Source organism: Spirosoma gilvum (assembly GCF_054776815.1).
The window spans coordinates 136039-161321 of sequence record NZ_BAAHBH010000012.1 but is presented as its reverse complement, the minus strand read 5'-3'; the positions used below and the strand labels follow the sequence as shown (position 1 = coordinate 161321).

15 protein-coding genes are annotated in these 25283 nt (G+C 49.4%); 8 read left to right on the top strand and 7 right to left on the bottom strand.

Annotation, left to right across the window (positions count from 1 at the left end):
* On the top strand, positions 1-428 hold a 428-nt coding region (locus ACYVFD_RS27890; protein ID WP_461093807.1), incomplete at its 5' end, for an SGNH/GDSL hydrolase family protein.
* A 431-nt stretch (positions 429-859) separates the two neighbouring features.
* On the top strand, positions 860-1732 hold the full coding sequence (locus tag ACYVFD_RS27885) for an SGNH/GDSL hydrolase family protein (RefSeq protein WP_461093806.1): 873 nt from the start codon (positions 860-862) through the stop codon (positions 1730-1732).
* Between the two features lie 20 nt (positions 1733-1752).
* On the opposite strand, the gene ACYVFD_RS27880 is transcribed toward ACYVFD_RS27885, so the two are convergent.
* Both ACYVFD_RS27880 and ACYVFD_RS27875 read right to left on the bottom strand, forming a co-directional pair.
* Complete coding sequence (locus tag ACYVFD_RS27880) at positions 1753-2385, bottom strand: hypothetical protein (protein ID WP_461093805.1); 633 nt, start codon at positions 2383-2385, stop codon at positions 1753-1755.
* 40 nt (positions 2386-2425) lie between these two features.
* The gene (locus ACYVFD_RS27875) at positions 2426-3052 is read right to left on the bottom strand and encodes an MgtC/SapB family protein (protein ID WP_461093804.1); all 627 of its coding nucleotides are present in this window, start codon (positions 3050-3052) and stop codon (positions 2426-2428) included.
* A 191-nt stretch (positions 3053-3243) separates the two neighbouring features.
* Between ACYVFD_RS27875 and uvrA the strand changes: the two genes are divergently transcribed.
* From uvrA to ACYVFD_RS27855, 4 genes are all read left to right on the top strand, one after another.
* Complete coding sequence (gene uvrA, locus ACYVFD_RS27870; RefSeq protein ID WP_461093803.1) at positions 3244-6192, top strand: excinuclease ABC subunit UvrA; 2949 nt, start codon at positions 3244-3246, stop codon at positions 6190-6192.
* 198 nt (positions 6193-6390) lie between these two features.
* Positions 6391-8700, top strand: a complete 2310-nt coding sequence (locus ACYVFD_RS27865; RefSeq protein WP_461093802.1) for a DUF11 domain-containing protein — start codon at positions 6391-6393, stop codon at positions 8698-8700.
* Positions 8701-8821: 121 nt separating this feature from the next.
* Positions 8822-11602, top strand: coding sequence for a DUF1553 domain-containing protein (locus ACYVFD_RS27860; protein WP_461093801.1), 2781 nt, complete (start codon positions 8822-8824; stop codon positions 11600-11602).
* Between the two features lie 61 nt (positions 11603-11663).
* Positions 11664-13166 carry a DUF1501 domain-containing protein gene (locus tag ACYVFD_RS27855; RefSeq protein WP_461093800.1) on the top strand — a complete coding sequence of 501 codons (1503 nt, stop codon included), beginning with the start codon at positions 11664-11666 and terminating at the stop codon, positions 13164-13166.
* 105 nt (positions 13167-13271) lie between these two features.
* Here ACYVFD_RS27855 and gatC read toward each other — a convergent pair whose 3' ends face one another.
* The 3 genes from gatC to purH all read right to left on the bottom strand — a co-directional run bounded on the left by gatC (position 13272) and on the right by purH (position 16039).
* On the bottom strand, positions 13272-13556 hold the full coding sequence (gene gatC, locus ACYVFD_RS27850; RefSeq protein WP_080059581.1) for an Asp-tRNA(Asn)/Glu-tRNA(Gln) amidotransferase subunit GatC: 285 nt from the start codon (positions 13554-13556) through the stop codon (positions 13272-13274).
* A 58-nt stretch (positions 13557-13614) separates the two neighbouring features.
* Positions 13615-14355 carry a lysophospholipid acyltransferase family protein gene (locus tag ACYVFD_RS27845; RefSeq protein ID WP_461093799.1) on the bottom strand — a complete coding sequence of 247 codons (741 nt, stop codon included), beginning with the start codon at positions 14353-14355 and terminating at the stop codon, positions 13615-13617.
* 133 nt (positions 14356-14488) lie between these two features.
* A complete protein-coding gene (gene purH / locus ACYVFD_RS27840) occupies positions 14489-16039 on the bottom strand; it encodes a bifunctional phosphoribosylaminoimidazolecarboxamide formyltransferase/IMP cyclohydrolase (protein WP_461093798.1) in 1551 nt (516 codons plus the stop codon).
* Between the two features lie 182 nt (positions 16040-16221).
* Between purH and ACYVFD_RS27835 the strand changes: the two genes are divergently transcribed.
* Positions 16222-17811, top strand: a complete 1590-nt coding sequence (locus ACYVFD_RS27835; RefSeq protein WP_461093797.1) for a polysaccharide biosynthesis protein — start codon at positions 16222-16224, stop codon at positions 17809-17811.
* A 140-nt stretch (positions 17812-17951) separates the two neighbouring features.
* Positions 17952-21527, top strand: a complete 3576-nt coding sequence (locus tag ACYVFD_RS27830; RefSeq protein ID WP_461093796.1) for a VCBS repeat-containing protein — start codon at positions 17952-17954, stop codon at positions 21525-21527.
* Between the two features lie 202 nt (positions 21528-21729).
* On the opposite strand, the gene ACYVFD_RS27825 is transcribed toward ACYVFD_RS27830, so the two are convergent.
* The gene (locus ACYVFD_RS27825; protein WP_461093795.1) at positions 21730-22635 is read right to left on the bottom strand and encodes a DUF4249 domain-containing protein; all 906 of its coding nucleotides are present in this window, start codon (positions 22633-22635) and stop codon (positions 21730-21732) included.
* A gap of 49 nt (positions 22636-22684) precedes the next feature.
* Entirely contained in the window at positions 22685-25117 is a 2433-nt protein-coding gene (locus ACYVFD_RS27820) for a TonB-dependent receptor (protein ID WP_461093794.1), read from the bottom strand.
* Positions 25118-25283: the final 166 nt, after the last annotated feature.

Below are 25283 nucleotides of genomic sequence, written 5' to 3'. Positions count from 1 at the left end.
AGGCCGGAACCGGACTCGAACTCGACTTTGGCAAGCCCACCTACAAGATGGAGGAGTTCGATCAGCCCATGCAGAGCTTTAAACCCGACCTGATTGTGATTCGGCTGGGGGAGAATGTGGTGGATGGGGATGTGCCCACTCGTCAGTTCGAAGCCCAGTTTCGTCAGTTTGTCAATCGGCTGGAGACTCTGAGTGCAGGTCGGGCGGTCAGGATTGTGACCACTACCAGTGTGTGGGACAAGCCCCAGGCTGATGCCGCAATTCGAAAGGTTATTGCCGAAAAAGGGTGGACGCTGGTCGATCTACACTGCCTGGTTGGACAACCGCAATATTTTGCCAGCCAATATGCCGATCCGGGCGTAGCGGCCCATCCCAATGATGCAGGTATGCAGAAAATAGCTGATTTAATTTGGGCTAAAATTCAATAATAGTCTAGCTGAGTGTGTAGCTTTTAACCAGCCTGCTCATCTTTTTGAGCTCTCCTCGCTTTTTCAACTATGGCCTGTTAACTAGGTATAGTCGCTTAACTGCATTTGGGCTGTATCATAGTACCTCAATTAAGATACAGAACACAATATAACTGACGAACAGGCTATTAAGATTATATCAACAGACTACGGCAATAGCCGTACTTAATGGATAGAAAATTCAGTATGACACAAAATTGGCACAGTTTTAGCGGCATAGGCTACAGGTAACCCAAAAGCCAATTCTAGCCAACAAAATGTTATTCTCCATTAGAATTGTAAGCTCAACAAGATATTTTCTTTTCGTATTGCTTTGGTATAGCCTTGTTAATAACTCTGTTGCGCAAACAGTAAACTGCAAATCTGGCTGTATTGAGCTTAGTTTTCAACGATTGACCCCTCCTCAAAGTGGTACTTCTGTACCCCTCACGAATCCTTTGGCTACACCTACGTTTAGTCAAACGGCCAAAGTGGTTCCGTTTGGAGATACCATAGATATTATGGCTCCGAATCTGCCCAAAGGAGCTATTGTAGAATACTCTGTAGATAATGGTAAATCCTGGGCGACTGGCAATTATGTAGTAATTGATACAAAAGTAAATCTGCTGGCCAGAGTGCGACTGGACCAACAAACATCTCCGTTGTTAAAGGGCAACTTTACACCTTACTACCAACGCCTACTGGTGATTGGCAACAGCATCATGGCCCATGGACCCGCCCCCCAACTGGGCTGGTACAACTTCAACGGCATGGCCGCGTCAGCGCCCGAGAAAGACTTCGTCCACCTGCTGACGGCCAACCTACAAACCCTTAACCCAGCCACCTCCCTTCAACTCCAGGCCGGAACCGGACTCGAACTCGACTTTGGCAAGCCCACCTACAAGATGGAGGAGTTCGATCAGCCCATGCAGAGCTTTAAACCCGACCTGATTGTGATTCGGCTGGGGGAGAATGTGGTGGATGGAGATGTGCCCACTCGTCAGTTCGAAGCCCAGTTTCGTCAGTTTGTCAATCGGCTGGAGACTCTGAGTGCAGGTCGGGCGGTCAGGATCGTCACCACCACCAGTGTATGGGACAAGCCCCAGGCTGATGCCGCAATTCGAAAGGTTATTGCCGAGAAGGGATGGATACTAGTCGATCTGCATGATATGGTTGGACAACCGAAATATTTTGCCAGCCAATATGCCGATCCAGGGGTGGCCATGCACCCGAATGATGCAGGTATGCAGAAAATAGCCGATTCAATCTGGGCAATCCTCCATTAACTGCATACCCGCTGTATTTTTTAGAAGAACGACAGCCGCAGGACAAACGGGCTGCCGTAAATGGTACGGGCTAAGGAGTTGTCGTTGTAATTCAGGTTATACAACGCCGTTAAATTAACTCCAAATCGACGTGAAATTGGCTGTGAGTAGGTCACTCCTACCAACGGTGCAGTCAGCGCGGCACTTGATTTTAAACCAGTCTGATTTTCAACCTGCTGGATGGTGGTGCTTTCAATCTCACCATGCAGATACAGATTCGGTAAAATGGACGGAATAAACTCATACATCACAAAACCTCGCCCACCATATTGGTTATAGGTCAGATACGGAACGGTTTGGCCCGTGTTTGTATAGGCCTTATAGCGTGTGTAGGTGTAACTACCTCCAATCCCGATCAGCATACGCTCGGTAGCCTGATAAGCAACAACCGGCGAAACACCCAAACTAAACGGATTGCCAAAGCGGAAACCGTTGATACCACCCCCAAATCGTAAACGCTGACCGAACGGCAAAGGACGCCCTTCGGGTGTTTGCGTCCGCAACGGATCACGCCCCTGATCCTTCCGATCTTCCGGATCTTCGGTCAATTGTCCAAAGGCAAGACTGCTACTCAGTAAAGCGGTGATAAACAGTAGCTTTCTAATATGATTCATAGTATTTTGTACAAGAAAGAAAATTATACTAATAACGAAATCAGAAGGTAAATTCTTTTACTTCCGGGTCATTCAACAAACGTTTAATACATTTTTCATGGTTCCGTTCGTTCCCGTAAACACGCCAGTGTCCGATAATTTCTGTACCAATCCGTTGTTGCTGGCTGCGAGTGGGCGAAAGACCGCATTCTTCAAAAAGCTTCTCGTATTGATGCAATGTCCGGTTGTGAAATACCGTAACAATTTTATAGTCACGAATCTGATTAAGCCGCTGCACGCGTCTTGCCGGACCAACCAGTAAAAGCAGCGACCCCAGGATAACAACGAAACCAACAAGCGCAATGTCGTAAAACCCCGCACCTATACTCATACCTAACGCAGATACGGCCCAAACCGTTGCAGCCGTTGTCAAACCTTTTACCCGACTTTCTTCCCGAAAGATGATACCTGCTCCCAGAAAGCCAATGCCATTGACAATATTGGCCGCAATACGACCGTCAGAGCCAATCCGGCCCGAAACAATTGTAAATAAGGCAGATCCAACACAGATCATGATCATGGTTCGAAAGCCAGCGGCTTTACCATGATATTCACGTTCAACGCCAATCAGGCCCCCAATAATCAGCGCAACCCCAAGTCGAATAAGATCTTCTTCCGCAAAGTTCATCTGTTTTATTTGCCAATCAAATTGTTTAGAACACCTCTCTTATTTAACTAGTAAGAAAGGCAAATCTAAGAAACCATATTCCCAATTTAACCGTTAAAATTAGATAGCGTTTTACAGAATTTAACAAGGACCCGAACGCCATACTTTCGGTTGTATCGGACACCTGTAATATTCTACTTCATTAGTTCAGGATGACTCAAACTCCGGAAACCGGACGCTTACGCTCCGTTGACCAGCTCGACCCCAAACAGTTCATTATCATCAAAGGGGCGAAAGTACATAATCTAAAAGGAATTGACGTTGCCATACCGCGCAACAAACTAGTGGTGCTAACGGGCCTGTCGGGTTCGGGCAAGTCGTCGCTGGCCTTCGATACGCTGTTTGCCGAAGGGCAGCGGATGTACGTCGAAAGTCTGAGCAGCTACGCCCGGCAGTTTTTGGGTCGGATGGAGAAGCCCGAAGTGGAATACATCAAGGGTGTATCGCCAGCTATTGCCATCGAGCAAAAAGTTTCGACCCGTAATCCGCGCTCAACGGTAGGTACCTCCACCGAAATCTACGATTATCTCAAACTGCTCTTTGCCAGGGCAGGCATCACCTATTCGCCCATTTCGGGCCATGAGGTGCGGAAGGATACCGTTACTGATGTCGTTAATTACATCTATGGGTTCGAAGAAGGGCAAAGGATCATGATCACGGCGCCCCTGCGCACACGCGAAGGACGCACCCTGGCCTATGAACTGAACATCCTCCTCCAGAAAGGCTATACCCGGATCGTTGCCGATGGCCAGGTTTTGCAGATTGAGGACGTTTTAGAAAGTAGCGAGGAGCGAGGAGCGGGCCGGGCCGACGTTCGGAGAGAGAATTTGCTGTCGCACCCTTCCTCCTTATTGGAAATTCTTGTTGACCGGGGTACGGTGCTGTATGATACCGACGGCAAACCGGACGAAGATAACCTATATCGCTTCTCCGATTCGGTGCAAACGGCGTTTAATGAGGGCGAAGGCACCTGCCGGGTGGATATTGTAGGACAGGAATCACGCACATTTTCCGACAAATTTGAACTCGACGGTATTGCCTTCGAAGAGCCGAGCGTTAACCTGTTTACGTTCAATAACCCCTATGGGGCCTGTCGGCGATGCGATGGCTTTGGGAAAGTGCTGGGCATCGACCCAGACCTGGTCATTCCGGATAAAAATCTGTCGGTTTTTGAAGGAGCCATTGCCCCCTGGCGAAGCGAGAAAATGAGTGAGGAGTTTCTGAAGCCTTTACTTAAAAACGGCATTCGTTTCGACTTCCCAATTCATCGTCCTTACAAAGACCTGACTCCGGCTGAACAGGAACTGCTCTGGAAGGGCAACAGCTACTTCGATGGATTGAATTCCTTTTTCAATTACGTCGAAAGCCAGACGTTTAAGGTTCAGTACCGGGTTATGTTGTCGCGCTACCGGGGCAAAACCAACTGCCCCGAATGTCGAGGGTCGCGGTTGCGTAAAGATGCGAGCTACGTAAAAGTAGGCGGCAAATCAATTACCGACCTCGTGCTGATGTCCATTACGCAGGTTACCGAATTTTTCCATACCCTCGAACTCCCTTCTCTACAGCAGCAGGTAGCCAACCGGATTCTGATCGAGATTCGGAACCGACTGGATTACATGGAGCGGGTCGGCTTGGGGTATTTAACCCTAAACCGCCTGACAAATACCCTATCGGGCGGTGAATATCAGCGCATCAAGCTGGCCACTTCGCTTGGCTCAGCGTTGGTCGGATCGATGTATATTCTGGACGAACCCAGTATTGGGCTTCACCCCCGCGATACCAAACGACTGGTTAGCGTACTGGAATCGCTGCGAGATATGGGCAATACAGTCATCGTAGTGGAGCATGAAGAAGAGGTTATGCGAGCGGCTGACCAACTCATCGATATCGGCCCCGATGCCGGCTCGCTGGGTGGTCATTTGATGTTTCAGGGAACCTGGGATGAAATTAACGAGCAAGGTGCTGGGAGCAGGGGGCATGGAGCGGAGAATGAGATTGTTCTTACTTCCCAGCACCTTACCCCCCGCTCCCACACAATAGACTTCCTGACTGGACAGGAAACCGTACCGGTACCGTCGTTCCGCCGGAAGGCGACCAATTTTATAGAACTGAAAGGGGCACGGGAGAATAATCTCAAAAATGTCGATGTGCGCTTCCCGTTGAATACGCTGACAGTAGTAACGGGGGTATCGGGCTCAGGGAAAAGTACGCTCATCCGAAAAGTGCTGTACCCGGCTCTGATGCGCGAAAAAGGTGAAGCGGCCGAAGAAGCGGGCAAATATGAATCGCTGGAAGGTTCGCTCAACCGAATTACCTCCATTGAAATGATCGACCAGAACCCGATTGGTAAGTCGAGTCGCTCCAACCCGGTCACCTATATCAAAGCCTACGATTACCTTCGGACGGTAATGGCCGACCAGCCTGTATCCAAATCCCGTGGCTATAAACCCAGCCATTTTTCGTTCAACGTCGACGGAGGTCGCTGTGAGGTTTGCCAGGGTGAAGGCGAGGTAAAGATTGAGATGCAGTTCATGGCCGATATTTACCTCAAGTGTGAGGGCTGTGGCGGCAAACGTTTCAAGCAGGAAGTGCTGGAGGTGACGTTGCGAGACAAAAACGTATCGGATATTCTGGACATGACCGTCGATGAAGCCGTTGCTTTCTTCCGGGAGGTCGACCCTAAAATGGCCGATAAGCTACAGCCTCTGCAGGATGTGGGTCTGGGATACATTGGCCTTGGGCAATCGGCTAACACACTGTCGGGGGGAGAAGCGCAACGCGTGAAACTGGCATCGTTTTTGGGCAAGGGCAATCCATCCAAAGGTGGTACCCTTTTCATCTTCGACGAACCAACCACGGGTCTGCATTTCCACGACATTCGAAAATTGCTGGCGGCTATCAATGCACTGGTCGACCAGGGTGATTCGGTTATTATTATCGAACATAATATGGAAGTCATCAAAAATGCCGACCATATCATCGATCTAGGCCCCGAAGGTGGCGAAACGGGCGGCTACGTGACCTTTACCGGTACTCCCGAAGAGATGGTAAAGCTAACAGACGGTAATTATACGGCAGAGTATTTGCGGGGAAAAGTGTAACGGCTTATTTATCATCGGTGAATTAGTAGCTGTAGCTATCAGTAAAAGTAGCTTAGCTCCCACCTGCTTCTGAGCCAACTTGTCCTTATCTTTGCTGGATTACCGGATTAACTGTTCATGTCATCATTTATAAAATGGCTTCTTCTGCTCATTTTTTGTCCAGTATTAGCACTTGCCCAATTACAGATCTCGCATCCTATGGCTCGGTTTGTGGTGCAGCGCGGGCTGGATGGCAACGGGCGACTGTACATAGCAGGCCGATTTTCGGGTTCTGCTGATCGGGTAGAAGCTCAGCTCACTCCTGTTACGGCTGGTCAGGGAACGGCAACGGGCTGGCAAACGGTACAAACCAGTCCGACTAACAACATTTTTCTAGGATACATCACAGGTGCGGGCGGCTGGTACACATTGACCGTCCGCACCATTGTGAATAATACCGTTGTCAATCAAACCAGCGTACACCCGGTAGGCATTGGGGAGATTTTTGTATCGGCAGGCCAATCAAATTCACGTGGATTAGGTATCGGCGATAACGACTTGGGTTCATTTACGGACCGTGTGAGCACCATCGACTCTATTAACCACTACTATCCTCCCGGTGCCCAGGCTCTCTACTCCTCGGGTGATCCTATGCCGGTACCTATTTATAAACCTCTTACAGCCGGACGACGTATCTTTCCAATGGCCGAAAGTTCGTGGTGCTGGGGGGAATTAGGCGATTATATTGTCAATCGGTACAATGTGCCAGTAGCCTTTTACATAACGGGCTGGGACAGTTCCACGATTGAAAACTGGATTAATAGTGCCAATGGTATTCCGGCCTGTAATCGATACTGGTGCGTCGAAAACTGGCCCAATCTGCAACCGTATACCAACCTGAAGAATGTTATGAACTATTACCTGTCGATGGCAGGTGTACGGGCCATACTCTGGCATCAGGGCGAAGCGGAATATGGCGATGCGACATCAGGCAGTATTCCTGCCTATGCCACCAACCTAACCAATCTAATTCAGAAATCACGGCAGGATTTTAATGGGCGAAACATTCCCTGGATGGTAGCCCGCGTTTCCTATGACGGAGATACGATCAACCCGGTTCGTCAGCCAGTCATCGATAAGCAATTACAAGTGATCAATACCCCCGGCTTAAATGTTTTTCAGGGCCCACTAACTGATACGATCCCTTTGCGAAATGCGGGCACGAACGGAGGCCATTTTCGTAACATTCTACGGCCTTCTCCCAACCCCCAGTATTACCTGAACACGGGGGGCATTCCGACCAATATGGGGCTATCACATCTGGCCCGAAACTGGAATAATAGCCTGAATAACACGTTTTTTCAGAATGCTCAACCCATTACCCCGACTCAGTTTGCTGTAACCGGAAGTCTGAATAATACTGTACTAGCCGGTTCAACTCAGAGTATATCCTTTGCCACCTTAGGTACGTTCAACAGCGGCAATCAATGGCAGGTGCAACTACTGGATTCGCTGGGGCAATACAAAAGTGTGTTGGGCAGCGGCACCACCAGTCCAATCCAGATTACATTACCTAGCTCATTAACAAGTGGTTATTACCGCATACGGGTGGTTGCTTCATCGCCAGGTATTCCGGCAGTTCCTTCCAATGTGTTTCAGATTACCACCCAGATTCAGGCGGATGTGAGTCTAAGTATGGCTGTTAATGCCCGGACACCTTCGCTAAATACACCTGTTCTTTTCAGCTTGTTTGTGCATAATGATGGGCCAGCACAGGCAACCAATGTGGTCGTGCGCAACCGACTACCTACTAACCTCACGTTTATTTCATCGCCAAATTTTTCAGCGAGTAATGGCGTGCTGACCAGTTCGGCGATGAATCTGGCCATTGGTGAAACACAAACGCTAAATTTCATTGCTCAACCAACAGTAGCAGGAAATTATCAGAATGCGGCCGAAATCGCTCAGTCGACTAGTACAGATCCCGACAGTCAACCCAACTCCGGTACGGGCGATGGACAGGACGATGCCACACAGGTCGATTTCCGTACGGCTCAATCAGGTGCAGGCTCTTTTGTGTCGCCCAACCCGAATCAGGTACCATTACCAGCGGTGATTAGTAACCAGCCCACACCCGATCCGGCTAAAGCCGACATCAGCATTCGGCTAGTGACCAATACGCGAACGCCATCAATTAACGATGTCATCAGCTATTCACTCACCGTCACCAATCAGGGTGGTTTATCGGCCTCAGGCTTAAGTGTATCGGCGACACTGCCTGCGGGTCAAACTTTTGTATCGGGCGATGATTTTGGGGCATCGGGGGGCAACCTGATCAGCGGTGTCAGTAGTCTGGCCGCTGGCAATAGTGTTACACTCGTCTTTCGGGCTCGAGCCACGGCTTCAGGTACTGGCATCTGTAAAGCCCAACTGACCGCTTCGAGCGTTGCCGACCCCGATTCGACTCCTAATAACGGCACTGCCAACGGCGAAGACGATACCGCTCAGGTTGATGTACGGGTTCGGTAAACCCTGTCGAAAACTTTTCTATCACTCTTCTACGTTAAAATTACATCAATCAGCGATTTTCATAGTACAAATAGCCTGTCACGTGCTTTTAGCGGTAAGTGATGTTTGTCTGTATCGGTTTATGAAAACTCAATGGATACTTGTTGGCTTAATTGGTGCGGGATTAGCCTTCACGCTATCGTCGTTTTTGGGCATGTTTGAGAGTCGAGTTGACTATAACACGCAGGTTAAACCATTACTCAACAAAAACTGCATTGCCTGTCATGGTGGTGTAAAAAAAGCATCGGGGTTTTCCCTTTTGTTTAAACAGGAAGCGCTCGCTCCTGCCAAATCCGGAAAGCTCGCTATTGTTCCGGGAGATGCCGATGCCAGCGAGATGATCCGGCGACTGACCCTAACCGACCCTGATGAACGGATGCCGCTCGACCATCCGGCGCTAAAACCCGAAGAAATCGAGCTGCTTCGCAACTGGATCGACCAGGGAGCCGAATGGGGTGACCACTGGGCCTATCAACCCGTTCAGAAACCCGATGTACCCCAAATTGGTACATTCCTAAGTCGGCTCGGTATTACCAGCAATGACGAAACCGACTGGGCTAAAAACGAAATCGACCACTTTATTCTCGCCAAACTGGCCGAAAGTGAGCTAAAACCGTCACCCGAAGCCGACCGGGCTACCCTGATCCGGCGCGTTTCGCTCGATATAACCGGGCTACCACCTACCGAAAAAGAAGTTGTTGATTTTGTCAGTGACAAGTCGCCCAATGCATTTGAAAAAGTTGTTGATCAATTGCTGGCGTCACCTGCCTACGGTGAGCGATGGACGGGGATGTGGCTCGATCTGGCCCGCTATGCCGATACGAAAGGCTACGAACGTGACCCCGGTCGGAAAATCTGGCGGTATCGGGATTGGCTGATCAAAGCGTTCAATGCAGACAAACCGTTCGATCAGTTCGCCATTGAACAACTTGCAGGCGATTTGTTGCCCAACCCCACTGATGATCAACTGGTAGCTACCGGCTTTCACCGAAATACGATGACGAACGACGAAGGCGGTACACAGGACGAGGAGTTCCGTACAGCTGCCGTGATCGACCGGGTCAGCACTACCTGGGATGTCTTTCAGGGAACAACCTTCGGTTGTGTACAATGTCATAGCCACCCCTATGATCCATTCACCAACGAGGAATACTACAAATACATGGCATTCTTCAACAACACCCGTGATGAAGATGTCACCAGCGATACCCCTACCCTTCGCTTCCTCAAACCCGCCGATTCGACCAAACTTGTTGCCCTGCAACAGTATATTCGTCATTCAGTAGCTAATCCGAAGCAAGGTCAGGCCACAATCGATCAGGTTACCCATCTGGTTCGTACGGTTGAACCGAAAATTAATTCGCACGATTTCGACCAATACGTCAATGCCTCTCTGCTCGACGCTAAGTATTTTGGGTTTCAGGATAAAGGTTCATGCCGTATCAAAAATGTTACCCTCACAGGTCGGCCACGGCCACGAATGCTGATCCGCTGGGGCACCAAAGCTGAAAATGCTACTGTCACGGTTCATCAGGATCGACTGGATGGCCCCGTTTTAGCAACGATTCCAACGCCTAAGCCCGGCAAAGACACCGTTCAAATGATTCCGCTGCCTGCCGTTCAGGGCCGTCACAATCTGTATTTGTCGCTCAATAGTACGAAAAAGCCTAAGGAATGGGTACAGATCAAATGGGTTGCATTTGCGCCGATCCTGCCTGGCCAGCCGCAAACCACCCTTGGCGAACAGGACAAGCTCCTAACGGATCTGCTCAATGCCGAGGCCGAACAAACGCCCATTATGCTCGACGGCTCAGGCGATTTGTTTCGCGAAACGCATGTGTTTGAACGGGGCAACTGGCTGGTAAAAGGCAAACTTGTAAAACCTGCCATTCCGAAATCCTTGCCAGCAATGGCTACTGAACTGCCCAAAAATCGGCTGGGTCTGGCTCGCTGGATGGTCAGTCGTGAACAGCCGCTCACAGCTCGGGTTGCTGTAAACCGGTTCTGGGAACAACTGTTTGGTACAGGCATCGTCGAAACGGTCGAAGATATGGGTACGCAAGGAATTCCACCTACCCACCGCGAACTGCTCGACTATCTGGCGGCCGAATTTATGGATACCGATCATTGGAGCGTTAAAAAGTTGCTCAAGAAAATAGTGATGTCGGCCACATATCGACAACAATCCACGGCCTCGCCCGAGCTGCTGGCCAAAGACCCTTACAACAGGCTCCTGGCTCGTGGACCACGTGTTAGGCTCTCCGCCGAAGCGGTTCATGATCAGGCATTAGCTGTTAGCGGTCTACTAAGCCACAAACTTTATGGTCCCAGTGTGATGCCTGTTCAACCCGATGGAATCTGGCAGTCGCCTTACGATGGCGAAACCTGGAAACAAAGTACCGGCGAAGACTTACATCGTCGCGCCCTATACACATACTGGAAACGAACCGCTCCGTATCCATCAATGGTAACGTTCGATAGCCCCAGTCGTGAATTCTGTCAGCTTCGCCGTCTTCGGACCAATACCCCTTTACAGGCTTTGGTAACATTAAATGACCCGGTGTATGTGGAAGCTTCTCAGCATTTAGCGGACTATATGCGTCAACAGGGCTCATCGCCCGATCGTCAGATTCAGGCCGGTTTTCGGCGGCTTATGCTCCGTGACTTACCGCCTAAAAAATTGGCGGTTCTGGTTCGGCTCTATCAAACTACCGAACAATATTACCGGAAGCAGCCAGGCCAGGCAGAAAACCTACTGGATCGACCCGGCATGGACTGTTCGGCCATTTCACCGCAACTGGCGGCCTTGATGGTTACGGCCAATACGATGATGAACCTGGATGAGGTGATTACAAAAGAGTAAGTAACGCGGGTGGAAACCCGCTTTTAGAACATAAAAAGCGGGTTTCCACCCGCGTTACACCATGAACAAGCTTCTGAACGAACTCCAGCATGCGGCTGCCGAAAGCGAAACCCGGAGGCACTTTTTGCATACCTGCTCCACAGGTCTGGGAGCCATGGCATTGAGTTCCATTCTGGGTAGTTGCGGCTTTTTTGGAAAAGAACAGTCAAAGGATAATACCGTTGGGGCTGCTTCTATAAATTCGGAGCCGACGGCACCGCATCCTTCTCAATATTTGCCTAAAGCCCAACGAGTCATTTATATCCATATGGCGGGTTCTCCCAGCCAGTTGGAGCTGTTCGACTATAAACCTGAACTAGCCAAGTATAACGGCAAGGACTGTCCACAAGCTCTGCTCGAAGGTAAAAAGTTCGCCTTTATCCGGGGAACTCCGAAAATGCTGGGTCCACAGGGTAAATTTGCGCAGTATGGTCAATCGGGAGCATGGCTATCAGACTATTTACCTCACCTACAGGGCGTTGCCGATGACATTTCGTTCCTGAAAGCTATGTATACCGACCAGTTCAACCATGCGCCTGCTCAATTGCTCATGCACACAGGTAGTGCCCGACTGGGCCGCCCGAGTCTGGGTTCGTGGGTGACTTATGGGCTAGGTACCGAGAATGATAACCTGCCGGGGTATATCGTACTGGCATCGGGTGGCAAGCAACCCGACGCAGGTAAATCTGTTTGGGGAAGTGGCTTCTTACCCACTGTGTATCAAGGGGTTCAATGCCGTACGGATGGCGATCCAGTTCTGTATGCGTCGAATCCGAACGGAATGGACCGGAACATCCGTAAGCAAACGATCGAGGCCATCAGTCAGATCAACCAGCAACAGTACGAGGATGTAAAAGACCCGGAAATTCTGACCCGTATTGCTCAGTACGAACTGGCTTTCCGTATGCAGATGTCGGTGCCCGACGCCATGGACATCAAAAGTGAACCACAATACATACTCGACAGCTATGGCGTCGATCCAGCCAAAGGATCATTTGCCCGCAATTGCCTGTTGGCGCGCCGATTGGCCGAACGGGGAGTTCGCTTTATTCAGTTATTCGATTGGGGTTGGGATACACACGGAACCAGTGCCGACGGGGCCATTGAAATCGGACTTCGGAACAAATGCAAAGAGTCGGACCAGGCCGTAGCTGCCCTTCTGAAAGACTTAAAGCAACGTGGATTATTAGATGATACACTAGTGGTTTGGGGCGGTGAGTTTGGCCGAACCCCGATGCAGGAGAACCGCGATGGGCAAACCCTACCGTTCATGGGCCGCGACCATCACCTTGAAGCATTCACGGTCTGGATGGCGGGTGGCGGTGTAAAACAGGGCTTTTCGTACGGGGAAACCGACGATATTGGCTATTATGGCGTGAAAGACAAAACGCATATCCACGACCTACAGGCCACCATCCTCCACCTGCTCGGCTTCGATCATACCAAATTAACCTACCAGTTTCAAGGCCGCCCCTTCCGTCTGACTGATGTAGCGGGGAAGGTCATTAAACCGATACTAGCCTGAACCGGGATTTATTTGATTTAACTGACTGACTTTGATTGGCTTTCAAAGAAAGCATATATCAAAATCAAAGTCGGTCAGTTAAATCAAATAAATCCCGGTTCGGACTTACAGCACCTTCGGCACTTCAAAAAACTGTTCATCGTGTTGGGGGGCATTGGCGAGGGCCTGTTCGCGGGGGAGGTGGTTACCCACTACATCGTCGCGGAGAACGTTGGTTTCGTCCGAAATATGGGTCAACGGCTCAACACCCGTCGTATCAACTTCATTCAGTTGCTCCATCCAGGTCAATACCCCGTTCAGGCTATTGAGCAAGTCCGTTTCTTCTTCTGGCCGAACTTCCAGCCGGGCCAGATGGGCAATTTTATAGAGCGTCTCCTGATCTACCTTCATAATCAATGAGTGAATGAGTGAATGAGTGAATGAGTGAATGAGTGAATGGAGTGCAGGATCACTCTTTCACGCTTTCGCTCGTTCGCTCTTTCATTAATTCGTTGTCAATAACTTTATACGTTTCTTCTTTAAGTCGTTCTACATCATCCTGTGTCATACCAGTTGTTTCGATGGGCGGATGAATAACGGCCCGTAGTGGATGCCAATGCAACCGAATGGGACTTTTATCGGGCAAAATCTGGTGATTATTCAGCAGTGTGACGGGTACAATGGGCACTTGCTGTTGAATAGCCATAGTAAACGCTCCATCGCGAAACGAGACCATTTGGGGTGGTTCAGTCGCTTTAATACCCCCTTCCGGGAAAATCATAATACTCCGCCCGGAAGCTAATGTCCGTATGGATTTGGCCAACGAGTAGGCCCGACTATTCGGCTGACTACGATCGACCTGCACGTGCAACTTGGCAAACATATACCCCAGCAACGGAATGTGTTTTACCTCGCTTTTCCCCACAAAGGCGTAGTAGTTTCTGACAATAACCCCCATAGCAGCAATGTCGAGGTACGAAAAATGGTTCGCACAAAACACATAGGTTTTCTTGGGATCGGGTCGAAACCGACGCTCAACCCGCACCGGCATACCCGCCACGATGAAAAACAGCATGCCCCAGATGTAATTGACTTTGTGGGCAAGCGGTTTCCATTGCTCCCGTTGCAGAAACACAAACTGAAACGGAAACAGTACGAGGTACAACGCCACGAACCAAATAGCGCACCAGATTGTGTAGAGTAGTCGCATAGGTTGTCTGAACCGCTCCGGCGGCCCGGCGGGATTTATATGATTTAACTGACTGACTTTGATTTTGTAACGTAGCTTTCTTCGAAAGCAAAATCAAAGTCAGTCAGTTAAATCATATAAATCCCGGTTCGGATTAGTGTTTAAAATGACGCACACCGGTCGTAACCATGGCCAGGCCGTGCTGATTACAATAATCGATTGAATCCTGATCGCGGATGGAACCACCGGGCTGGACGACGGCGGTCACACCGGCTTTGCCAGCGATCTCTACGCAATCGGGAAATGGGAAAAAGGCATCCGAAGCCATTACCGAACCGTTCAGATCAAAGCCGAACGAGTGCGCTTTTTCGATAGCCTGTCGGAGTGCATCCACCCGTGATGTTTGCCCTACGCCACTGGCCAATAGCTGCCCTTCTTTTGCCAGAACGATTGTGTTCGACTTGGTATGTTTACACACTTTAAGTGCAAACTCCAGGGCACGAACCTCGCTGTCAGTAGGAGCCTTTGTCGTAACCGTCTTGAACTGACTAGCCGTTTCGGCTACATTATCCTTATCCTGCTCCAGCACCCCATTCAGAATCGTCTTGAACATAACTGGTGGCAGTTCAACCGGCTTCCGTTTCAGCAAAATGCGGTTCTTTTTCGACTTCAGAAGTTGTAGAGCCTCTGGTGCGTAGTCAGGAGCTATTAAAATCTCCATGAAGAGCTTATTCAATTCCTCGGCCGTTTCCAGATCGACGGGCACGTTGGTAATCACTACGCCCCCAAAAGCCGAAACCGGATCACAGGCCAGTGCATTCAGGTACGCTTCTTTGGCCGTAGGAGCCGTAGCAATCCCACAGGCATTGGTATGTTTGATAATGGCAAAAGCAACCGAATCGTCCGTAGCCGGGAATTCATCGATCAATCCGACACAGGCATCAACATCGACCAGGTTGTTATACGACAGTTCTTTGCCATGTAATTTATCGAACATAGCGTCCAGATCACCGTAGAAACTGGCTTGCTGATGCGGATTTTCGCCATACCGAAGGTGGTTGGCGGGCAACGATTTGAAGTCATAAATGACTCCTTCATAGCCCGTTCCCTGTGGCTGTTCGCCAGCAAAATAAGCTTGAATGGCGGTATCATAATGCGAGGTGACGGCAAAGGCTTCGCCTGCATACCGACGACGATCTGCCAACTCGGTACTACCTGCTTTTTCGGCCAATAGCTCGACAACACCCGCATACTGGCTCCGAGAGGAAACGATCAGTACATCATTGTAATTTTTGGCAGCCGCCCGAATCAGCGAAATACCGCCAATGTCAATTTTCTCGATAATATCTTCGTCCGATGCACCCGATGCGACCGTTTCTTCAAAGGGATACAGATCCACCACGACCAAATCAATGGGGGGAATACGGTGCCGTTCGGCCTGCGCCAGATCTTCGGGCATTTCGCGTCGGTACAGAATGCCGCCCATTACGGCAGGATGCAACGTTTTTACCCGCCCGCCAAAGATGGACGGGTAGCCGGTCAGGTCTTCAACGGCGGTAACCGGAACTCCCAGTTGTTCAATGAATGCCTGTGTACCACCCGTCGAATATAATTTGACGTTTTGCTGGTGCAATAACCGAACTAAAGGCTCTAGACCGTCTTTGTAGTAAACGGAGATTAAAGCAGAGGAAATTTTCAGAGACATGAATATGGCCGAAACAGGCTCCGGCTGTTTCAGTAGCTAAATGGCAAGTAATCCGAAACAACCGGGAGCCTGTTTCGGCCTGAGCCACAAAGATAACCAAAGGTCTTAACTTTGCAGTCAGCAAGGCGAACTCTGGAGTAAGTTAGCGACTAAGCTGACTCAATTCGACGTTCTTTCCATACATGAGCACATTTAAAAAATTAGCGGGCGATACAGCGCTTTATGGGGTTAGTACCATTTTGGGGCGACTTATCAACTACGCACTCGTTCCAATTCAGACTTATGCATTCGCTAAACCGGCGGCTATGGCCTCCAACGTAGAGTTTTATAGCTGGATTGGCGTACTACTTGTTGTTTATACCCTGGGTCTGGAAACGGCGTTTTTTCGGTTTATAGCTCGCTCGAAGAATGCTCCTACAGAAGAGAAGAACCGTATTTTCAGCCAATCCCTCAGTATCGTCATCTGTATTAGTATCGTTTCAACAGTCCTGTTGTATAGCCTGGCACCGCAAATCACTAACTGGCTACATTATCCTGGTCAGGAACGATTTGTACGTTGGTCGGCGCTGCTGGTGGCCATCGACGCTATTGTAGCCATTCCGTTTGCACGGCTTCGGGCCGAGAATCGGGCGCGTGAGTTTGTGAGTGCCAAAATCACGAATATCGTTCTTGTAGTCGTGTTGAATATCTTTTTCCTGATTCTGGCAAAAGATATATCAGAAGGCAAATATTTAACGGCTTTACAGCCAATAGCTGGTTTGATCTACAGCCCTGCCATCGGCCCCGGTTATATCTTTTTATCCAACCTGATTGGCAACGCCCTTTATTTTGTCATTATCCGGAAGGCCTTCACTGGATTTCATTTCCAGCTAACTGGTTCGCAAAGTCAGGCGTTGATTGCCTATGCGTTTCCAATTATGCTCACCAATCTGGCCACCGTGCTCAACCAACTGACCGACCGGTTATTTTTGCGTCATTCGCTGCCAGAAGGTTTTTATCCGGGTTTATCGTCCGAAGCCGTGCTGGGTATTTATGGTAACTGCCTGAAATTGTCGGTATTTATGGCGTTGGCAATTCAGTCGTTCAAATTCGCTGCCGAACCGTTCTTTTTCTCCCAGGGCGAAGACAAAAATGCCCCCAAATTATTGGCGGAGGTTACCAAATGGTTCGTTATCGTCTGCGTGCTGATCTGGGTAGGAGTTAGTTTAAACCTTGATATTATCGGTTTTTTTGTCTCAGAACAGTATAGGGTTGGTCTGGATGTAGTGCCTTTGCTCCTACTGGGCAATCTACTATTAGGCGTTTACTACAACATTTCGTTCTGGTTCAAACTGAAAGACAAAACCCAGTATGGTACGTTTATTACTGTAGCTGGCACAGCGATAACTATTGGATTGAATCTGATTCTGATTCCGATAATGGGCTATATAGGTTGTGCTGTAGCCTTTCTTGTATCCAGCTTTGCCATGATGGCCATTTGCTATGTGCTGGGCGAGAAGTATTATCCTGTGCCTTATCATGTAGGCTCGGCTTTTGGTTATATACTGGGAGCGGGATTACTAATCTATCTTTCCTGGCAATTTCCTATTCCGAATCTATGGGTGTCGGTCCCCGTGCACGTTGGGTTGTTCGGGTTATTTCTAGGGATAATTGCCGTAATCGAGCGAGATACCTTCCAGCCCCTATTAGCCCGCATTCGCAAACGAAAACCTAAAACACCTAAACTGCCCAATGAGCCTGAGCAGGTATTTCCGGGAGAAGGTCAACCCTAAGGTAACCTGCTCATTAGAAAAACTGGCTCCAGATGTTAAATTTTCAGTAAAAACCCCTACCGTGTACTAATCGGTGCTTTTATAGGTAAATTTGAAGATCATTTGTTTCCTCTGCCACCCAAAACGGCGTGTACTTATCCATGAAATTTCGCTTCTTCCGTGGGGCCTGGTTGCTGCCCGTAGTGTGTCTACTTATCCTTTGTTCATGTCGCGAAAAGCCTTTATTTGAACGGCTCGACTCGTCCGATACCGGAATCACCTTTGCTAATACCATTACCGATAGCGATACGCTCAACATCCTGAACTACCAATACATCTACAATGGTGGTGGCGTAGGTATAGGTGATTTCAACGGCGATCAGAAACCCGACGTATTTTTTGCCGGCAATCAGGTCTCTAACAAACTCTACATTAACGACACCGAAACGGGTAGTGGCGATTTCCACTTCAAGGATGCAACCCAGTCGGCAGGTGTTAGTGGCGGAGGGCGCTGGTGCTCGGGCGTATCTGTAGTGGATATCAATGCCGATGGTAAGCTCGACGTATATGTATCCAACACACTTCATAAGAAAGGGACACTGCGAGCCAATTTGCTCTATGTCAATCAGGGAAATGATACCGACGGAACCCCGAAATTCCGGGAAATGGCGGCTGATTATGGAATTGCCGACACCACCTACACGACCCATTCAGCTTTTTTCGACTACGACAACGATGGCGATTTAGACCTATTTGTGCTGGTCGATCAGATTGCCGACCCCAAAAATCCTGGCTACCTGAAAGTCCGCATCGATGATGGAACATCGCCCAATACCGACCGGCTATACCGCAACGATTTCGACTCGACACGCGGCCACGCCTACTTCACGGACGTTACCAAGCAGGCAGGCGTTATTGCTGAAGGGTTTGGACTGGGCCTAAACATTTGCGACATCAATCGCGACGGTTGGAAAGACATCTTCGTGACTAATGACTTTGCGACCAACGACGTACTCTACATCAACAACCATGATGGCACGTTTACAAACCGCTCGCACGAGTCGTTTAAGCATACCAGCTCATCAGCGATGGGCAACGACGTAGCCGACATTAATGGCGACGGCCTGGCCGACATCATATGTATGGACATGTTGCCGGAAGATAATCTTCGCAAAAAGAGTTTGATGGGCCCAAGCAGTTATTTTGCCTATCAGGAGTGGGACCGCCTGGGGTATGAGCACCAGTACGCCCGCAATACCCTACAACTCAATCAGGGTGTACGGCCGACCGACACCTCCAGGGCACATGCGAACATGCCTATTTTCAGCGAAATCAGTATGATGGCGGGCGTTGCTGAAACCGAATGGAGTTGGTCGCCCCTGCTGGTCGATCTGGATCATGATGGCTACCGGGACCTGCTGGTGACCAACGGCTTCCCCCGCGACGTGACCGACCGCGATTTCACCGTTTACTATAGTTCTGTCAATACTTATCTGAGCGATGCCTTACGGAAGGAACTGACCGACAAAATTCCGCAGGTAAAGGTCAGCAATTATGCATATCGTAATCGGGGGAATTCGGGAGGGCCGGTTTTTGAGAACGTGACCGAGCACTGGGGCATGACCGAACCCAGCTTCTCGAACGGGGCTGCGTATGCCGACTTTGACGGTGATGGTGACCTCGATTACGTTGTCAACAATATCAACGACGAAGCGTTTGTTTACCGAAACAATCTTAACGACCGTAAACCCGAAAATGCCCATTACCTCCGCATTCAGTTTGAGGGCGATGGAGCTAACCCGATGGGTCTGGGCGCTCTAGTTGAGTATGATCTGCCAGATGGGCGTAAAGAGTTTTATGAACATACCCTGTATCGGGGCTTCCTGTCAAGTGTCGATCCAGTTGCTCATTTCGGTTTAGGAAAGGAGAAAACCATTAAAAACCTCAAAGTGACCTGGCCCGGTGGGCGCGTGCAGATTTTCCCGAGCGTTAAGGCCGACCAACTATTGATCGTTAAAGCGGCCGACGCTAAACCCGGCACTTCTATCACCGAGCCAAAGCCTGTCCAAACCCCTTTGCTGACCGATATGACGGCTGCGCTCGGCGTCAACTACCGGCACGAAGAAACTGACATTATCGATTTCAACCTCCAGAAGACCCTGCTGCATAAACTCACCGAATATGGCCCGGCGCTGGCCGTTGGCGACGTAAACGGCGATGGTCTTGTGGATATGGTTGTGGGCGGCAGCTCGAAATTTTCGACCGACTTGCTACTTCAGCAGCCGAATGATCATTTTGTTCGAAAGTCGCTTCCCACCAAGCTATCGGAGGATGCTGGATTACTCCTGTTCGACGCCGATGCCGATGGTGATCTTGATTTATACGCAGCAAGTGGAAGCCCGGAATTTGGCCAAAATCAGCTAGAAGAAGCCCTACATCATCGGCTGTATGTCAATGATGGCAAAGGAAACTTCACCCTGGCAACCAACGCCTTACCAAACTTCTGGTTGAATAGTTCCTGCGTAAAAGCCGCTGATTTCGATCACGATGGCGACCTTGATTTGTTCGTAGGTGGCCGTGTCGAACCCTATAAATATCCAATGGGCGTTCGTAGCTACCTGCTGCGAAACGATGGCAGCTCAAAAGATAAACCGCATTTTACCGACGTTACAGCTCAGGTAGCTCCGGCACTGACCAAGCCAGGCCTGACCTGCGATGCCCTCTGGACCGATTACGATAACGATGGTTATGTCGATTTACTGCTCGCTAGTGAATGGGCTCCGCTGACCATGCTACGGAATGAGAAAGGCCAGCTAAAGCCCCTTGACAATAGTGGTTTAAATGACAAGCTTGGTTTCTGGAATTCATTAACCCCCGGCGACTTCGACAACGACGGCGACATCGATTATCTGGCTGGAAATCTAGGTCAAAACAACTTACTTCGTGCTACACCCGAGCGTCCTGTACGGATATATGCGGGCGATTTCGATAACAACGGTTTTTACGACGCCTTCCCAACGGTATACTTCAAAAACGCCAAAGGCCAGTATGAAGAGTACCCGTATTTTGGTTGGGACGACATGGTGAAGCAGATGATTGGGATCAAGAAACGCTACATCAAATACGCTCCTTTTGGCGAAGCGACCATCAACCAGATTTTAACCGACGATGAACGTAATCAGGCACTAAAATTTACGGCTAATTACCTATCAACCAGCTATATTGAAAATAAAGGCAATGGAAAGTTCGAGGTCAGACCTTTGCCAATTATGGCCCAGACGTCGCCCGTTTTTGGTATGCTGGCCCAGGATATTGATGGGGATGGTAACCTAGATGCGGTACTGGTTGGAAACGAGCACGGAAGCGATCTGGTAGCTGGTCGAATGGATGCCTTGAATGGGCTTGTTTTGAAGGGTGATGGAAAGGGCGGTTTTACTCCCAAAACCATCGAGCAAAGTGGCTTCTTCGTTCCTGGTAATGCCAAAGCCTTGGTAAGCTTACCCGATGCCCAGGGCCGTTGTCGAATTGCGACAACTGAAAACCGGGGGCCGTTACGACTGTTCGCTGTTCAGCAGGCGCAAACTTTCATGCCCGTCGATACAAAAACGACTACTGTCACTGTCAGCCTGAAAAACGGCAAAACCCGTCGGCAGGAGATTCCCTTCGGCACCACATTCTACGGCCAATCAGCACGGGGAGTATGGCTATCACCTGGTGAGCAGATTGTGAAAAAATAGAACTCCATCACCCCCAGCCCCTCTCCCTTAAGGAGAGGGGAGCCATCCGGTTACTAACAAAACCTTTTCTGTGGCGTGTGTCCTCTCAGGCCACGGAGAGTAGACTACTCGATACGACAAAAAAGCCCTCTCCCTTAGAGAGAGGGCCGGGCCGACGCTTCGGTTGGGACGGTCGGCCGATGCCGTGAGGGGAAACAAGCAATCAATCTTCCCGAACCCGGATATTGGCCTGATTCACCGTGGCGGTTCGGCTCCGAATCGCAGATGTAATAAAAAACCCGACTGCCGCTCGGCCCGATGCATTAGTGTTGATAATATTGGTTGGAATGTTGGCGGGGGGCGTTGCAAACAAACCTCCGTTCGTAATCTGGGTGCGAAATTGTTGCCAGAAATCAAAAGCCTCCGACGTTAGCGACTGGACTTCAACTTTCACCACATCGTTCATGTTGTACAGACTGTCGATATTGACCGATCGGCGAATTGGCGCTATGAACATCAACCCATCCGTGACAGACGTGCTACCGCTTCGGAAGCCCCCGTCCTGCGAGGTGATAATATTGCCCGGTTTGTTTTGCAGCGCACCATTCTGAAAAAAGCGTATGCGGTAGTAGTCGATCTGGTTGGGTATATCTATTGCATAAAACTCAGCCCGATACCCTTCGCGTTTCGAGAATGGATTGGGTTTACGCTTTACAAAAACGAGTGAGTCAATGGGCGGAACCCGATTCATCTTTGAAACAGCCCGATAGGTCTCTCCCTGAAAACCGATTGTCAGTTGATAGGTACGGCCAATATGGCCCAGCGTGTCATTTCCTGTTGGTTGCCACACATAGTAGCCGTCGTTATCAGGATCTAAAAATTTATAACTCTTTCCCGCATCGTCAATAACCGTAACAGTAGCGCTGGTAGCAGCCGGCGTTGTACTGTTGTCAAAATAAGCGGCCGTCTGAGTCAGTCGAATGGTTTGAGCTCCGGGCTGGTCTGTCAGTACTGCATCGACCGACAGCTGCGTTGGGCCAGTATCCAGCTTGGCATCAATAACCGTTGTGCAACTGTCGAGCAGCAAAACAGCGCTAAAAAGATATACTAAAATAGGAAGTCGTTTCATTGCAGCAGTGCCACGTATAAGCCGGGCGTTTAACTACGGATTTGTTGTTCTAGAATTTGAAATTGTAGGTTACCGACGGGATAATGGTCGCAAAAACCGAGTATTTAATGGCTTCCGTCACCCGAGGATTGTCGGCGTTTGGCTGAAAGTAAACCGAGAATGGGTTTTTGCGGGCATAAACGTTGTACACCGAAAATACCCAGTTGTCTTCCTTGCGTTTACCCGGCCGCTTACGTCCCTGCAAAGTAGCCGCCAAGTCGAGCCGGTGATAGGCAGGAATACGGTAGTTATTCCGACCATTAATAATTGGCGCTACAAACCCTTCGTATTCAAAGCGATTTGTTGGGAACGTACCGGGTGTACCACTGGCAAGTGTAAACGTAGCCGAAAAATTCCAGCGCTTGGCTTGTGGTGGGTCGATAAGTAGGACTGATGTAAGGGTATGGCGCTTATCAAAACGCGTTGGGTACCAGTCGCCATTGTTGATGCCGGCTACCTGTCGTTCAGTCTTGGCTAATGTGTAGCTGATCCAGCCGTTCACTACACCTGTGTTTCGTTTGACAAAAAACTCAGCACCATAGGCCCGGCCTTTGCCATTAAGTAAATCGCCTTCAAGGTACTTGTTCAAAATCAGGCTGGCACCATCGATATAGTCAATCTGATTCTGTAACCACTTGTAATAAACCTCTATCGATGCTTCGAATTCACGACCAGTATGGCCAAAGTTTTTAAAGTAACCAGCCGCAATCTGGTCGGCAATTTGTGGTTTGATGTTATTGGTCGAAGGTGTCCAGATGTCGAGCGGTGTAGAGGCCGTTGTATTCGAAACCAGGTGAATGTATTGGGCTAGCCGATTGTAGCTGACTTTTAACGAGCTGTTGCCCGAGAGTTCATATTTAGCGGCCAGACGCGGCTCCCAGTTTCCGTAGGTTTTAATAACGTCATTCCCTTTATAAGCTACCGTTGTTAGGACTTCTCTACGCGTACCTAACGGCACATCAGTCTGGAAGGTATAGGCTTCGCCGGGACCCGTGTAATTGAAGAGCGAATACCGAAGCCCATATTGTAACTGAAGCTGAGGAGTTACCTGTTGTTCATTGCCAACGTACAACGCTGTTTCGAGCGCATGCTTATTCGCGATACCGAACGAGCGAACGGTCCCTGCACTAGCCGCCGTAGCTGTACCAGGCTGGAAATCATGAATAATAGCCTGCCCACCAAACGTAATTAGGTTTTTACCAAGTGCTAGTGAGAAATCAGGCTTGATGCTGTAATCGACAATGCGGGAATCGGTTCGGAAGAAATCGTTTGGCCTTTTCCCTTTCAGGTCCGTATTCAGTGAATAATCGTAATTGCTGTAGTAAGCTGTTGTATTCAGGAACAATCGCTCACTAAAAATGTGGTTCCAGCGAGCCGACAAGGTGGTATTCCCCCAGTTGAAGCCGAAATCAGATCCAAATACATCCCGTCCTAAATAGCCCGACAGGAACACCGTGTTTTTATCATTAATCCGGTAATTGCCTTTGGCCGTCAGATCGTAGAAATAGAACTTAGCGCCTTTCAGATCACTGTTTAGAAATGGCTGCGCCAGAATATCGGCATACGACCGACGAGCCGCTACGATGAACGAGCCTTTTCCCTTAAACAAAGGCCTTTCGTAGGATAATCGGCTAAATATCAACCCAATACCACCATTCAACTCAGGCTTTTTCGCGTTACCTTCCTTCAGTCGAACATCCAGAATTGAGGCAATTCGACCACCGTAATTGGATGGGATACCGCCCTTGATGAGCTTCACGTCCTTTACAGCATCGGGGTTAAATACAGAGAAGAAGCCGAACAGGTGGGACGAATTATAGACGGGCGCTTCGTCGAGCAGCACTAGATTCTGGTCGATACTACCGCCCCGAACGTTGAAACCCGTTGCCCCCTCACCAACCGTTGTCACGCCGGGCAGCAACTGAATACTCCGAATCACATCGACCTCTCCCAATAAAGCCGGAATCCGTTGCAGCGTTTTGACATCGATCCGATTGACGCTCATCTCAATATTTTTGACGTTGTCGTCTTCCCGATTGGCTGAGACGACCACTTCCTGAAGGTCCTTGCCTTCCTGCTTTAGTTCGAGATCAAGCCGTATGTTTTTGTCTGTGAGTTCAACCGGCCGGGTTTGTTTGGCATAGCCAATGTAGCTGATAGCCAGGTTATAGCTACCTGGTGGCAAGGTAATAGCATAAAAGCCATAGCTATTGGTAACCGCTCCAGTACTGGTCTCTTTTACGTATACGGATACGCCAATCAAGCCTTCACCATTTGCAGCATCTTTTATATAACCGCTTATGGTTAGGGCAGCCGTGCGGCCTGGTTTTTCCTGGGTAACTCCAAGACTATTGATCGTAGATGGGGCCTGAGCCTTACTGTATTGCAGGGGCAGCAAACAGATAAAAAGGCAACTTAGCCAGTAGGGTAAGCTATATTTCATTGCGTTATCGATAAGTAGTATCCGATGGGATGGATACGTCAGGTTGTTCGACTAATAACGCAAAGTTAGTTCTACCTACCTTGAACTCAGCTAAAATTAGATAAAGCTGCTAAAAACCGGGCTGAACGGCCCTACATACAGGACAAAACCAATATATAAACTATGC

Bases quoted from the DNA above. Each gene is read 5' to 3' on its own strand.
- ACYVFD_RS27880 (WP_461093805.1), bottom strand. From the start codon at position 2,385: ATGAATCATATTAGAAAGCTACTGTTTATCACCGCTTTACTGAGTAGC.
- ACYVFD_RS27875 (WP_461093804.1), bottom strand. From the start codon at position 3,052: ATGAACTTTGCGGAAGAAGATCTTATTCGACTTGGGGTTGCGCTGATT.
- uvrA (WP_461093803.1), top strand. From the start codon at position 3,244: ATGACTCAAACTCCGGAAACCGGACGCTTACGCTCCGTTGACCAGCTC.
- ACYVFD_RS27865 (WP_461093802.1), top strand. From the start codon at position 6,391: ATGGCTCGGTTTGTGGTGCAGCGCGGGCTGGATGGCAACGGGCGACTG.
- ACYVFD_RS27860 (WP_461093801.1), top strand. From the start codon at position 8,822: ATGAAAACTCAATGGATACTTGTTGGCTTAATTGGTGCGGGATTAGCC.
- ACYVFD_RS27855 (WP_461093800.1), top strand. From the start codon at position 11,664: ATGAACAAGCTTCTGAACGAACTCCAGCATGCGGCTGCCGAAAGCGAA.
- gatC (WP_080059581.1), bottom strand. From the start codon at position 13,556: ATGAAGGTAGATCAGGAGACGCTCTATAAAATTGCCCATCTGGCCCGG.
- ACYVFD_RS27845 (WP_461093799.1), bottom strand. From the start codon at position 14,355: ATGCGACTACTCTACACAATCTGGTGCGCTATTTGGTTCGTGGCGTTG.
- purH (WP_461093798.1), bottom strand. From the start codon at position 16,039: ATGTCTCTGAAAATTTCCTCTGCTTTAATCTCCGTTTACTACAAAGAC.
- ACYVFD_RS27835 (WP_461093797.1), top strand. From the start codon at position 16,222: ATGAGCACATTTAAAAAATTAGCGGGCGATACAGCGCTTTATGGGGTT.
- ACYVFD_RS27830 (WP_461093796.1), top strand. From the start codon at position 17,952: ATGAAATTTCGCTTCTTCCGTGGGGCCTGGTTGCTGCCCGTAGTGTGT.
- ACYVFD_RS27825 (WP_461093795.1), bottom strand. From the start codon at position 22,635: ATGAAACGACTTCCTATTTTAGTATATCTTTTTAGCGCTGTTTTGCTG.
- ACYVFD_RS27820 (WP_461093794.1), bottom strand. From the start codon at position 25,117: ATGAAATATAGCTTACCCTACTGGCTAAGTTGCCTTTTTATCTGTTTG.